A 13,017-nucleotide genomic window follows, 5' to 3' on the forward strand; every position below is an offset into this window, starting at 1 on the left:
TTAACTTTTAATTCTGAACTCTAAAAGGAAAGGCGGCTCAATACCGGCCAGTGATCGGAAATGAAGACCGTGTCTTTCAGGATCGGCAGGTAATCGTGGCGTTTTACCTCTACATCCGGGCCGACGAAAATGAAGTCGATGACCGGGCCGCGCTGGTCGGTTCTGAAGTTGTTGAAGGTGCTGCTGCCGCCGGTGTGCGGGCTCTCCGACAGGCTTTCCGAGTTGGTGAGTTTAAAAGTCGGGTCGCTGGTCAAGGTCTTGATGGACGGCGACGCGTCGGGCGTGTTAAAATCGCCGGTCAGGACCACCGGAAGGTCATTACTCAATTCTTTGATTTTGCGAATGAGCAACTTCGCACTGTTTTGCCGGGCGGTTTCGCTGATGTGATCGAAGTGGGTGTTGATCACAAAGATCTGACTTTCATTGCGTTTGTCCTGAAAAACCGCATACGTCGCCACCCGCGGTAAAGCCGCATCCCAGGATTTACTGCCGGGGACTTCGGGGGTTTCGGAAAGCCAGAAGGTGCCCTGTTTCAGCACCTCGAATTTCTGTTTGTTGTAGAAAATCGGCGAAAACTCACCCTGTTGTTTGCCGTCATCGCGACCCACCCCAACCCAGCCGTAACCGGGCAATTGGTCCTGCAAATCGGCAATCTGCCCCGCCAGGGCTTCCTGCAATCCGGCAAAATCGACCTGGTAATCCGTAAACACCTTAGCCGCCATTTCCTTGCGGTTTGGCCAGGCATTCAGTCCATCCTGCGGGTTGTTGTAGCGGATGTTAAATGTCAGCACGTTGAGCGGAAACCGGGAAACCGATTGGGCCGAAGCACCCGAAAAAATACTGAACACACTGAGGAATAAGAATCCCAGTCGCATGGGGTCGTGGATTTGGTTTGATCGCGACGAAGTAAGCCGTCGCCCGCCGGAAAACCAACCAAACCGGATTATATTTCGGAAATGGCTATCCGGCAACGTCTTTTCAAACGGCAATTTTCAAAGCCGCATAGCCGGGAAATGGAGAAAAATCAGTTCCATCCGGGGATTAAAATAGGGATCGGATCAGGATTTTCGACTCATGACGATACCGTAATAGATCAAAAAACCGATGGCGGTTGATACGGCCACAACACCATAGGGCAAACTGGAATCGTAGGAATAAGGCAGGAAAGCCACGAGAATCAGTCCTAAACCGAAAAACAGCAGCACCAGGCCCCACTTCAAATTGTCGGATGGAAGTTCGGTTTCGTCACCGACCTGCCGCAGACTTTCTTCATTCCATTGCCCAAGTTCCATCAGCCGCCGACGCAATAAATACCGGGTAAATGGTTTCATAATCAGATAAATGCCGAACGCAATGGCTAAAATGACAATAGCACCCTGCACCCCGTATTGTTCTTGCATACTTTTTTAGATTTTTGCTCATGAGACAAGCAAAAGGCAACGAATGTTGCAGAATGAATGATGGATTATGAATGATGAACGATGAATGTTAACGGCGAGGCCAATTCATCGTTCATCATTCATAATCCATCATTCATTCTGCAACATTCCACAAACGACCGCTGTCTAATGCTGCGATGAACGACGAAGAGGGATTGGTTCGCCGGATTATACTGGGCGACGTTCGGGCCTATCAAACGCTGGTGGAACGGTATCAGCGTCTGGTGCTGCACATGGTTGGCCGGATCGTTCACCAATCCGAAGATATCGAAGACGTTTGTCAGGAGGTTTTTATCAAAGTATACAGGCATTTGCCCGACTATAAGTTCGGTTCGAAGCTATCGACCTGGATTGCCTCGATTGCGTACCGGACGGCGATCAATTACATCAAGAAAACGAGTCGGGAGCCCGTGAGTGGTTTTTCCGAACAGGGGCCGGAAGAATTGCCGAATTCCGGTCTGGCAAATCCGGAGGAAATGCTGATGCATCAGGATTGGAAAGCGTTTTTACACGCGCAAATTGACAAGTTGCCGGTACAATACCGGACCATTCTGACGCTGTATCATTTGGAAGAGCTGTCGTATGAAGAAATAGGACAGGCAACTGGATTGCCCGAAGGAACCGTAAAAAACTACCTGTTCAGGGCGCGAAAACTATTGAAAGAAGCCTTGCTGCGGTATAAAAATAGCGAACAGTGGCGATGAAAGAAGAAAATGATGACGAACTGCAAGCCTGGCTGGATGAGCAGAACCGCCTTGGACAGAAACCACTAAGCCCGGAAACAGACGAAAAGCTGAGGTTGTACCAGCAGATTTTCGACGAACTTTCGACGGAGCCCCCGGTTGGGTTGAGTTACGGTTTTTCGGCAGCGGTTGTCCGGCAAATTCAAAAAAGTGACGTCGTTCGCCGGGAGCGCAGGGCCTATGCCGTGCTTGGGTTTTGCCTCTTGCTCATGCCACTCGCTGCGCTGGCGATGCAGGCGGTTTTCCGAAATCCCGATTTAATGGAAACGTTTCGGGCACTCGATGTTGTCAAATTCCCGGCCTTGTTCATCCTGCTGCTGCTGGTACTGATCCAATGGGCCGACCGCCGGTTTGTGAAGCGTAAACTGAATCCTTAAGTTCTGTAGAAAATGGCAAATCGACCCCGTTTGACCACCGGTATTCTGGTGTGGGCCTTCCAATTCTGGTGGCGGTATTTCGGACAGATTTCATTCTGGATGCTCTTTGCCGCTTTGGGCCGCGCGATTCAGATGCGTATTTTCGGTCCCATTTCACCAACATTCTCGATCGTTTTGGAAATTGTCGTCGAGCTGGCACGGGTTCTGACCCTTCTACTCATTATCGGTCAGGGTAATCTTGGAAATGGCTTCTGGAAAATGGTCGGTATTTTTCGGTATACCCGTGAAAAATGGCGTCAACTCGGCCGGACTTTTCGATCGACCCTCCGGCAGTACTGGCCGGTTTTGCTCTGGAATCTGCTGGTATTCAGTCTGATTGCCTACGGAATGAACCGGCTCAACGGATTCGTCGCCAATCAGACGGCCCTGCTGGGATATTTAAAATTAGCAGGGTGGGTACACGAATCGGCTTCCGAAATGCCGGTGGTTTTTTTCCTTAAAAATCTGACGGTAATTCCATTCACGCTGGTTTTTGAATACGGTCTGTTTCGCTGGCTGTCCGGAACGTTAACGCCGGGTAGCGTTGAAGTAAGGCCGGAGGCTAAGTATTAGAACCGTTTCCCAACATTTAGATTGACCTCGGGCTTTGTATAGAATTCCGTTATGAGAAACTCACTATGCAAACGACCCTATCTCCCGAAACCCGTGCGGATCTGGCGCCATCACTGCCGCAAAAACAGGCCATCAAGCTGACCATCAATGGCACCGTTCACCATCTTGAACTGGCTCCCTGGACCACGTTGCTCGATGCGCTGCGGGAATATTTGCACCTGACCGGCACCAAAAAAGGCTGCGATCATGGCCAGTGCGGAGCCTGTACGGTTCTGGTCGATGGCAAACGGATCAACTCCTGCCTGACGCTGGCCGTCATGAAGGAAGACTCCGACATCACGACCATCGAAGGATTAGCGGCCGAAAACGGCCTGCATCCGCTCCAAACCGCTTTTGTCGAACACGACGCTTACCAATGTGGCTACTGCACACCGGGTCAGATCTGCTCCGCCGTGGGCCTGATGAATGAAGGCCAGGCTAAAACCATTGACGACATTCGCGAATTGATGAGTGGCAACCTCTGCCGTTGCGGGGCCTATCCCCACATTGTCGATGCCATTCGGGAGGTCATGCACATCGAACCCAAATCCTGACGTTATGAACAGTTTTTCGTATGCCCGGCCCAGCGACATCGGTACTGCTGTGGACGAACTGGCGACGCATGAAGGCGCCAAATTTATTGCCGGGGGCACCAACCTCCTCGACCTGATGAAAGAGAACGTCGAGCACCCCAACCGATTGGTTGACATTAACCGCCTGGCCCTGAGTACCATCGAAGACACGGAAGAGGGCGGCCTCCGGCTGGGTGCGCTGGCAACCAACGCCGACACGGCCTATCATTCCGCCGTCCAAAGCCGGTATCCCCTGTTGTCACAGGCCATTCTGGCGGGTGCTTCGGCCCAGCTGCGAAATATGGCCACCAACGGCGGTAATCTGTTTCAGCGGACCCGCTGCTATTATTTTTACGACACCCAAACGCCCTGTAACAAGCGCGAACCGGGTTCCGGCTGCGGAGCCCTCAACGGCTTCAACCGGATTCATGCGATTCTGGGCACCAGCGATCAGAACCCGGAAACCGCCTGCATTGCCACCCATCCTTCGGACATGTGCGTGGCCCTGGCCGCACTCGATGCCGTGGTTCGGGTGACGGGTCCGATGGGTGAGCGAACCATTCGGTTTGCGGATTTTCACCGGTTACCCGGTCATGAACCCTGGCTCGACACCACGATCCAGCCCGGTGAATTAGTGACGGCCATCGACCTGCCCGCCAAAGGATTTCCGGAATACTTTACCTATATCAAACTGCGCGACCGGCAATCGTACGCCTTTGCGCTGGTGTCGGTTGCGGTGGGGCTGGAGATTGACAACAACCGCATCACCGACGCCCGCATTGCGCTCGGCGGGGTGGCGCATAAGCCGTGGCGCAAGCCGGAAGTGGAGGCCAGGCTGGTTGGTCAGTCGATTTCGGAAACCGATTTCGCGCCCATTGCCGAAGCCCTTCTGGAAGGAGCCAAAGGGTATGGACACAACACTTTCAAGATTGAACTGGCTAAACGCGCCATTGTACGGGCGTTGCAACGGGCCGCTAAACTCGAACCGCAAGTATGACACCTTACATTGGAAAATCCATCAGTCGCGTCGATGGCGTGGCGAAAGTGACGGGCAAAGCAAAGTATGCTGCTGAATATTTTGCGCCGGATATGCTGTATGGCTGGGTCATATCCAGCGCCATTGCCAAAGGCAAAATCACCCGGATTCACACCGAAGCCGCCTTGCAACTGCCGGGCGTGGTTCAGGTGTTTACCCACGAAAACCGCCCCAGCCTGGCCTGGTTCGACGTCAACTACAAAGACCAGGATGCCCCGCCGGGCTCACCTTTCCGACCGTTGCGGGATGCAACGATTCTCTACAGCGGGCAGCCAATTACGCTGGTGGTGGCCGAAACGCTGGAGGTGGCGCGGTTTGCGGCCACGCTGGTTCAGGTCGATTATGAAGAGGACGATCACGAAACGGCGCTGGAGCACAACCTGCACCGGGCCCGGGAGCCGAAATCAGGAGTGGCCAGTTTGTTGAAGTCGCCACCGCCGAAACCGCGGGGCGATTTTGAAAAAGCGTTTGAAGCAGCTCCGTTCCAGACCACCGGCCAGCATATCCACTCCGTTGAACATCATAATCCGATGGAGATGTTTGCCAGCACGGTGGTGTATGAAAAAGACGGCAAGCTGACTATTTATGACAAAACGCAGGGCGCGCCGAATAGTCAAATGTATGTTTCTCAGGTGTTTAATATGCCCTTCAGTGACGTACGGGTTATTTCGCCTTACGTGGGGGGCGCTTTCGGCTCGGGCCTGCGTCCGCAATACCAGTTGTTTCTGGCGGTATTGGCCGCCCGGGAACTGAAACGGTCGGTGCGGGTTTCGCTGACCCGCCAGCAAATGTTTACGTTTGGCCACCGACCGGCTACCGTTCAGAATGTGTCGCTGGGGGCAACGGCCGATGGCACCATCGACGCCATTCGGCACGACGCGATTGGCGAAACCTCCCGGTTTGAAGATTATTTCGAAATTGTCGTGAACTGGGCCGGGATGCTCTACCCGGCACCCCATGTGAAATTTACTTATAATCTCGTACCCCTCGACACCTTTACTCCGCTGGATATGCGCGCACCCGGTGGCGTAACCGGGGTTCCGGCGCTCGAAATGGAGGTGGACGAACTGGCTCATAAACTGGGAATGGATCCCATCGAACTGCGTCTGAAGAATTATACGGAGCGGGATATGAACGAAGACCTGCCCTATTCGAGCAAGGAACTGCGGGAGTGTTTCCGGCAGGGAGCCGAGCGGTTTGGGTGGGCCAGCCGAAATCCGGAACCGCGTTCGATGCGAAATGGGCACACGCTGGTGGGATGGGGCATGGCGACCGGTATCTGGGATGCCACGCAGGGACCCGCGCGTGCCGAGGCCGTGTTGACGGTCAATGGCAAGCTTCGGGTAACCAGCGCCACGGCCGATATCGGAACGGGCACGTATACGATCATGACCCAGATTGCGGCCGATACGCTCGGAATGCCGATCGAAGACGTTATTTTCCGGCTGGGCGATTCCAATATGCCGCTGGCACCCATTGAAGGCGGTTCCTGGACCGCAGCCACCGTCGGCTCGGCGGTGAAAGTGGCTTGTGAAGCTCTGGGCAAAAAGCTGTTCAAAATGGCTCAGAAAATGAAGGATTCGCCCTTTGCGGATGCCAAATGGGAAGATGTATGGTTTTCTGATGCTCATATTCTCTTGAAAACGAATCCGTATGCCGCCGTTTCGTTGCTGGAGATCGTCGGTCAGAACGGGGGCCGGGCGGTGAGTGAAACCGCCACTTCGTTACCGAATATGCTGGAACAGCGGAAGTACGCGCGGGCTGTTCACTCGGCGGCTTTTGTGGAAGTGGAAGTGGATGAGGATTTTGGCACCGTTCGGGTGACGCGCGCGGTGACTGCCGTGGCCGGTGGCCGCATCCTGAATCCCAAAACCGCCCGCAGCCAGATCATCGGCGGCATGGTGTGGGGAATCAGCAAGGCCCTGGAAGAAGAAAGCGTGATGGACCACCAGTTCGGGCGGTTTATGAACCACAATCTGGCGGAATACCACGTGGCTGTCAATGCCGACATTCAGGATCTCGACGTTATTTTCGTCGATGAAACCGACACGATTGTCAACCCGCTCGGGGTGAAAGGCCTGGGTGAAATCGGTATTGTTGGCATGCCGGCGGCCGTGGCGAATGCGGTTTTCCACGCCACCGGAAAGCGGATTCGGAGCTTGCCCATCACCCTGGATAAACTATTATAAAGTGGATTTAAACCTTTGGTTCTTTCTCCGGTCAAAGAAGCGAAATTCTACTTTTTAACGTCCGACGGGCCATGAAAACACAACGAATCATACCGGCTTTTGGGTTGATAATAGCCCTCTTACTCACGCTGGCGATGCCTCCCAAAACGCTGGCACAGCCGGGCGTCGACATGCCCGTCGAATCCTTTTATGATGAACTGGCACCCTACGGACAATGGTCGCAGAACCCAACCTATGGTCAGGTTTGGACACCGGATGTGCCGGGTGATTTTCAACCCTATGCAACCAATGGACACTGGGCGGTAACCGAATACGGCAACACCTGGGTTTCGGATTATGACTGGGGCTGGGCTCCGTTCCACTACGGACGCTGGCAGTTCGACGATTATTACGGTCGCTGGATCTGGATCCCCGATACCCAATGGGGACCGGCCTGGGTGAGCTGGCGTACCGGTGGCGGTTATTATGGCTGGGCTCCGCTGGGTCCGGGCATGAGCATCAATGTGAACATCAATCTTCCGGTCAACTACTGGACGTTTGTTCCGCAGATGTATTTCACCAGCCCCCGGGTGTACAGCTATTGCATTCCGCGAACGCGGGTGGTGAACATCTACCGCAATACTACGATTATCAATAATGTTTACCGGTATAACAACCGGTCGTACGGATACGGCCCACGCCGGGAAGAAATCGAGCGGTATACGCGCCAAAGTGTGCCGGTTTACCGGGCCAATGATATCGCCCGTCGGGGCAGTTACGGCGCTCGTGGAGGAAACAGCACTTCCTATCGGCCCGACAATCGGGGCAGTTACAACGGGAACGGCGGTTACAACGGCAACAACCGGGGCGAGGTAGCCGGAAATTATCCGAACGGCAATCGTCCAAACCGGTATGACAATGACCGCTCTAATGGTAACTTCGGAAACCGCAACGACGACTATACCAACCGCCCCAATTCCGGGAACGGTAACCGTCCGGAGTACAATAACCGTCCCAATGGTGGCAACGATACTCGCCCGGACTATTCCAACCGCCCTAATGCGGGTATTCCGTCGGGTGGGGCCGAACGTCCGGATTACAACAACCGGGATCGGGCGATGCCAAACCGGGTTGAAACTCCCGCTGAAAACCGGGGGAATCAAGGCGGCTATAATCCGGGCATGAGTTCGCCCCCCGCCGAGCGCCGGTCCGAAAGCCGGCCCACTCAGCAGCCGGATCAGTTTAACCGGCGGGAACGCCCATCCGGCTTCGGCGGAAATGAAGGCGCTGCTCCGCGGCCTGAGCGGAGCCGGGATCAATACCAGCAACGCTCGCCGGATCAACCCCCGCGTCAATACCAGGAGCGTCAGAACTCGTCCAACCGGGGTGAGGGCGGTGGCGGAAGCCGCCGGGGACCGCAGTAAAAGGTGGTTTTAATTCTAAGTCGGCCTTCGGAGGGAATTCCCTCCGAAGGCCGACTTTTTTAGGGCCTCTCCGGTCTGATTCTGGAAAGAATTTTATAATCGATGTAGAAGGTGCCGAATGGTACCAGGGAAGCCAGCAGTACTTTCCAGGTGGTTTCCCGAAACTTCCATTTTTGACCAATACCAAAACTCAGGGTATTGATGACAAAAAACAGAAACAATAAACCGTGGATCGGCCCCAGCATTTTCACCAGCGAGGGGTCGCCCTGCGTATATTTTATAGGGACGGCAATTCCGATCAACAGGAGCAGGGAAAGGCCTTCTAAAAAGGCTATCAGCCGCAATCGTCCGAGTGGGGTTCTAAAGAATTTCAGCATGTTAAAAAGTGCGGATATAAGGCCGGTTTGCCAGGGGTGAGAACGGCCAGGGAATGGCCGTTAAAATGATTACTAACGCCAGAGAGAACCAGATCGTCATCGTTTTAAATTTCTCCCGATCGCTATCCATGCGTTTCGATACCGACGAACCGACGGTAATAAAAACGATGGCCAGGGTCATGAGCAGGATGTGAATCAGACCGAAAAAGAGCAAGTCGAACTGGTGACGGGCTTCGGTAAAGTGCGCCCGAAAATAGCTCACAAGCGGGCTGTTAAAATACAAAATGTAACCAATCAGGAGCTGGATGTGCGCAATGGTGGCTGTGGTATGACGGATTGAGTTATCAAAACGGGTAAAGGAAACTCTTCGTGAATAGCCTCGGCCTCCCCGGTAAATACCGTACAAAACACTCCCGAGAACCAGCCATCGAAACGCAGAATGAATCACTAGTAAGACCGAATACATCGCTTTTTGCATCTATTTGAGACACAAAGGTCGGGTATCGGGAAAATTGAGGGTAGGATGGATGAGGTGATTTTCAGGACTTTTCAATCATTCTTCGAAACTCGGTCGGTGTCTGTCCTTCAAACTTTTTAAACAGGCGGGTGAAATAGGAAGGGTCGTCCAGGCCAACCTGAGCCGCTATTTCATTGATGGACAAACCGGTTTGGCACAGCAGCACTTTGGCTTCGAGCAGAATGGCTTCGTCGATCCATTTGGTCGGTGATTTTCCGGAAACGGTCCGGACGGTTTTGTTCAGGTGATTCGGGGTGATGTGAAGCAGGGCCGCATACTCGGACACCCGTTGTTTCGTCCTGAACAGTGAAAAAACAAGCTCCCGAAAGCGGTTCGTCAGGGTTACCGCCGGGATCGGATCAGGCGTTGAACCCGACTGGTAAACCCGGTTTATCTCACACAGCAACGCCAGCAGATAGGATTGAAGAATACCGGAATTCTGAAGGCCATTTTGGGAATAATCGATCAGCAGCCGTGCGTACAAAGACTGAATAAACCGGGCGGATTGTACATCTGGTTTGATGAGTGGATTGCCCCAGACCTGTAAAAAATCAAATTCTTTTAACAGGTTATTCTGAAGCCATTTTCCCACCAGGAAATCAGCGTGAAAGCCGCATAAATACCCTTTGTTAACGTCATTTTCCTGAAACGAGAAAACCTGTCCCGCGGGCACAATTAGTAATTCGTTGCGGTGGATGGTGTATGATTCACTGCCGATTTTCATGCTTGCTTCGCCTTCGGTGATGAATAAGCAGGAATAAATCGTTGATCGCGAGGCCGGAACCGGGCGGTTGACGTGGCGATACATGTCTTCCACGCGGACGATAAAAAACTTGCTGCGATCCTCTTTCAGAATGGCATCTAATTCTTCCGAGGGCATGAACTTTGCCGTGAATTCCGGCGCATCGTACACTTTTATTTCGCTCATGATTCTGAACTAACACGGTAAGCCGGAAACTACAAAAGCCGTACTTAAAATAAGGTACGGCTTTTATAAACTGCAAAATTCAGTATAAAAATCAATGCGTTTTCAATCGGTCGATCATCAGGATGGCCCGGTCGATGCGGGTTTGTACGTTTTTGGCACCATCGACATAATACATGATGCTGCGTTGCTTTCCGGGCGTGAGTGCCTGAAAACACTGGTTTCCTTCTTCATCGATGGCCAGCAACTCCTGAAGTTCTTCCGGCATTTTCCGGCCATATTCACTTTCATCTTTCCAGATTGCTGCCTTCACGGTGTCGCCCATCCGCACTTTGAGCTGCTGACGGATGGGGGTTCCGAGGCTGATCATAAACGAACCGTCGCCTTTGGGCCGGAGGGCACAGTGAAACTCAACCGTACTGTTCAGCCGACACATGACGCGAACCGCCGACTTTTGCGTAAAGTGCTGCACCACATCGTCCGGAACACCAATGTAATGCCCTCCGATCGAGTGCGTAAATCGCTCGATCACAGCCTCAAAACGGACGGCATCAGTCGGCTCCATACCCGCGTCAAGCAATCGGTTCGGTAACGTTTAATGCCAGAACGTCGCTCGTCCAGGCCCGGGTCTGGTAAGCCAGCTCCGCATCGGTCGCCAGCGATTGTCCATACGAAGGAATCATCTGCTTCAGTTTGCTTTGCCAGGCTTCCGAATGAATTTTGTCCGGAAAACACCGTTTCAGCAGGTCGAGCATGATGGAAACGGAGGTGGATGCCCCCGGCGATGCACCGAGCAGTGCGGCAATGGAGCCGTCGGCGGCACAAACCACCTCGGTACCGAATTCGAGAATACCGCCTTCTTCGGGGTCTTTTTTGATGACCTGAACCCGCTGACCGGCCACTTCCAGATCCCAGTCTTCCATTTTGGCAACCGGAAAATACTCACGCAGGGCTTCCAGCCGGTCTTCCGGCGACTGCCGAACCTGATCGATCAGGTATTTCGTCAGGGGAATATTATGGAGTCCGGCCGCCATCATGGGCAGCAGGTTATTGGCTTTAATGGAAAGCGGCAAATCCATGAAGGAGCCGTTTTTCAGGAATTTGGTCGAAAAGCCGGCGTAGGGGCCAAAAAGCAGGGCTTTTTTGCCATCGATCATCCGGGTATCGAGGTGCGGCACCGACATCGGGGGCGAACCCACCGCAGCTTTGCCGTATACTTTCGCTTCGTGTTTTTCAATGACTTCCGGGTTATTGCAAACCAGCCATTGGCCACTGACCGGAAAACCGCCAAAGCCTTTGCCTTCGGGAATGTCGGCTTTTTCGAGCAGCGGCAACGAACCACCACCCGCGCCGATGAAGATGAAACGGGTGCGCAATTCCCGCTTTTTCCGCGTCGACCAGTTTTTTACGGTAATTTTCCAGGTCCCGTCTTTTTCCTGTTCCAGATCCCGGACATCGTGGGCCAGCCGGATCGTGACGCCGTCCATTTTGCGGAGGTGTTCGAATAACGCGCGGGTAAGGGCCCCAAAATTAACGTCGGTACCGATGTCCATGCGGGTTGCGGCCACTTTCTGATCCGGGTCCCGGCCTTCCATCACGAGCGGCATCCATTGCTTCAGCTGGCCAGGATCTTCGGAATACAGCATGCCTTTGAACAGGTGGTGATTGTCCAGCGCATCGTGCCGTTTTTTCAGATAATCGACGTTCTTTTCCCCCCAAACGAAACTCATGTGCGGAATTTCGTTGATAAACGTCTGGGGCGCGGGCGTAATGTTTTGCTGCACCAGGTACGCCCAGAACTCTTTGGAAACCTCAAACGACTCCGCAATTTTGACCGCTTTGGAAATATCGACCGATCCGTCTTCCCGTTCCGGCGTGTAATTTAGTTCGCAAAAAGCGGAATGGCCCGTTCCGGCATTGTTCCACGCATCCGAGCTTTCGGCGGCCAGCACATCCAGCCGTTCGAACACTTCGATGGTCAGGCCCGGGTCTAACTCCTTGAGTAACATACCCAGGGTGGCACTCATTATCCCGGCACCGATCAAAACAACGTCCGGGTCTTTTGGTATCAATCGACTATTTTTAGGCATAATCGTGGAAAAGCATGGTAGTATTTATAAAACTATTTTTTTAACCATCCAATTCACCATTTTGTGTTGATATCCAGTGAATGTTTATTGCTTTTTTAGGCAATTTTTAATCATACGGGTTAAAACCAGGAAATACCGGTACTACTTTCGGGGTTGCCAGCGGGTGTAATAAACGGAATCCATGAAGCGGCCGTTGAAGTATTTGTTTTCTTTAAAATGGCCTTCTTTCGTGAATCCGCTCCGTTCCAGGAGTTTGGCCGAAGCGGTATTTTCCGGGTCGACAACGGCTTCGATGGAATGCAGTTTCAGGCCCTGAAAACCATAGTCAACCAAGGCCAGCAGAGCCTCCCGCATCATCCCGGTTCCGTGGAAATCTGGATGCAGCAAATAACCCACCTCAGCCCGGTAATGCTCCTTAAAAATCCGCACAAACCCGATCGTTCCAATCACCCTGGGTTCACTCCTGAGCGCGATGCCCCACGTAATGCTTTCGTTAGCCCGGATGGCATCGCTGAAACCCTGAATCAACAAAGCCGCGTCCTGCGCCGACTGGGCCAGTGGTCTGGGAATAAACCGCATCAGGGTTTTGTTGGAGCGGATGGCAAATAAATCTTCTTCATCGCCTTTCACCAACTTCCTGATTTCCAGCCGTTCGGTTCGTAAAGTAGGGAAAGGACTAAAATTTACAGTCAACATAA

The 13,017-nt window shown here is 53.1% G+C and carries 15 protein-coding genes; 7 read left to right on the forward strand and 8 right to left on the reverse strand.

Annotation, left to right across the window (positions count from 1 at the left end; genetic code table 11):
* Positions 1-20 precede the first annotated feature (20 nt).
* Both EHT87_RS03345 and EHT87_RS03350 read right to left on the reverse strand, forming a co-directional pair.
* The gene (locus EHT87_RS03345; RefSeq protein ID WP_124903839.1) at positions 21-875 is read right to left on the reverse strand and encodes an endonuclease/exonuclease/phosphatase family protein; all 855 of its coding nucleotides are present in this window, start codon (positions 873-875) and stop codon (positions 21-23) included.
* A gap of 183 nt (positions 876-1,058) precedes the next feature.
* Positions 1,059-1,400, reverse strand: a complete 342-nt coding sequence (locus EHT87_RS03350; protein ID WP_124903841.1) for a DUF6249 domain-containing protein — start codon at positions 1,398-1,400, stop codon at positions 1,059-1,061.
* Positions 1,401-1,576: 176 nt separating this feature from the next.
* On the opposite strand from EHT87_RS03350, the gene EHT87_RS03355 reads away from it, so the two are divergent.
* The 7 genes from EHT87_RS03355 (at position 1,577) to EHT87_RS03385 (ending at position 8,410) form a co-directional block, all read left to right on the forward strand.
* On the forward strand, positions 1,577-2,143 hold the full coding sequence (locus EHT87_RS03355; RefSeq protein ID WP_124903843.1) for an RNA polymerase sigma factor: 567 nt from the start codon (positions 1,577-1,579) through the stop codon (positions 2,141-2,143).
* The gene (locus EHT87_RS03360; protein WP_124903845.1) at positions 2,140-2,559 is read left to right on the forward strand and encodes a hypothetical protein; all 420 of its coding nucleotides are present in this window, start codon (positions 2,140-2,142) and stop codon (positions 2,557-2,559) included. Before EHT87_RS03355 ends, EHT87_RS03360 begins: the two co-directional genes overlap by 4 nt.
* A 12-nt stretch (positions 2,560-2,571) precedes the next feature.
* Positions 2,572-3,171, forward strand: a complete 600-nt coding sequence (locus EHT87_RS03365) for a hypothetical protein (RefSeq protein WP_124903847.1) — start codon at positions 2,572-2,574, stop codon at positions 3,169-3,171.
* A gap of 65 nt (positions 3,172-3,236) precedes the next feature.
* Positions 3,237-3,764 carry a (2Fe-2S)-binding protein gene (locus tag EHT87_RS03370; RefSeq protein WP_124903849.1) on the forward strand — a complete coding sequence of 176 codons (528 nt, stop codon included), beginning with the start codon at positions 3,237-3,239 and terminating at the stop codon, positions 3,762-3,764.
* Positions 3,765-3,768: 4 nt separating this feature from the next.
* Positions 3,769-4,779: an FAD binding domain-containing protein gene (locus tag EHT87_RS03375; RefSeq protein WP_124903851.1), complete on the forward strand. Its 1,011-nt coding sequence runs from the start codon at positions 3,769-3,771 to the stop codon at positions 4,777-4,779.
* Entirely contained in the window at positions 4,776-7,007 is a 2,232-nt protein-coding gene (locus EHT87_RS03380; RefSeq protein ID WP_124903853.1) for a xanthine dehydrogenase family protein molybdopterin-binding subunit, read from the forward strand. The genes EHT87_RS03375 and EHT87_RS03380 overlap by 4 nt, the downstream gene beginning before the upstream one ends.
* Positions 7,008-7,078: 71 nt before the next feature.
* Positions 7,079-8,410 carry a DUF6600 domain-containing protein gene (locus EHT87_RS03385; RefSeq protein ID WP_124903855.1) on the forward strand — a complete coding sequence of 444 codons (1,332 nt, stop codon included), beginning with the start codon at positions 7,079-7,081 and terminating at the stop codon, positions 8,408-8,410.
* Positions 8,411-8,469: 59 nt separating this feature from the next.
* On the opposite strand, the gene EHT87_RS03390 is transcribed toward EHT87_RS03385, so the two are convergent.
* The 6 genes from EHT87_RS03390 to EHT87_RS03415 all read right to left on the reverse strand — a co-directional run bounded on the left by EHT87_RS03390 (position 8,470) and on the right by EHT87_RS03415 (position 13,015).
* Positions 8,470-8,787, reverse strand: a complete 318-nt coding sequence (locus EHT87_RS03390) for a DUF3817 domain-containing protein (protein ID WP_124903857.1) — start codon at positions 8,785-8,787, stop codon at positions 8,470-8,472.
* Position 8,788: 1 nt separating this feature from the next.
* On the reverse strand, positions 8,789-9,265 hold the full coding sequence (locus EHT87_RS03395) for a hypothetical protein (RefSeq protein ID WP_229320818.1): 477 nt from the start codon (positions 9,263-9,265) through the stop codon (positions 8,789-8,791).
* Between the two features lie 61 nt (positions 9,266-9,326).
* Positions 9,327-10,232, reverse strand: a complete 906-nt coding sequence (locus tag EHT87_RS03400; RefSeq protein ID WP_124903859.1) for an AraC family transcriptional regulator — start codon at positions 10,230-10,232, stop codon at positions 9,327-9,329.
* Positions 10,233-10,323: 91 nt separating this feature from the next.
* Positions 10,324-10,794 (reverse strand): YdeI/OmpD-associated family protein, encoded by a 471-nt coding sequence (locus tag EHT87_RS03405; protein WP_124903861.1) that lies wholly within the window; start codon positions 10,792-10,794, stop codon positions 10,324-10,326.
* Positions 10,795-10,801: 7 nt separating this feature from the next.
* Positions 10,802-12,319, reverse strand: a complete 1,518-nt coding sequence (locus EHT87_RS03410; RefSeq protein ID WP_124903863.1) for a malate:quinone oxidoreductase — start codon at positions 12,317-12,319, stop codon at positions 10,802-10,804.
* Positions 12,320-12,460: 141 nt separating this feature from the next.
* Complete coding sequence (locus tag EHT87_RS03415; protein WP_124903865.1) at positions 12,461-13,015, reverse strand: GNAT family N-acetyltransferase; 555 nt, start codon at positions 13,013-13,015, stop codon at positions 12,461-12,463.
* Positions 13,016-13,017: the final 2 nt, after the last annotated feature.

The organism is Larkinella knui, from assembly GCF_003858645.1.
GTDB lineage: Bacteria > Bacteroidota > Bacteroidia > Cytophagales > Spirosomataceae > Larkinella > Larkinella knui.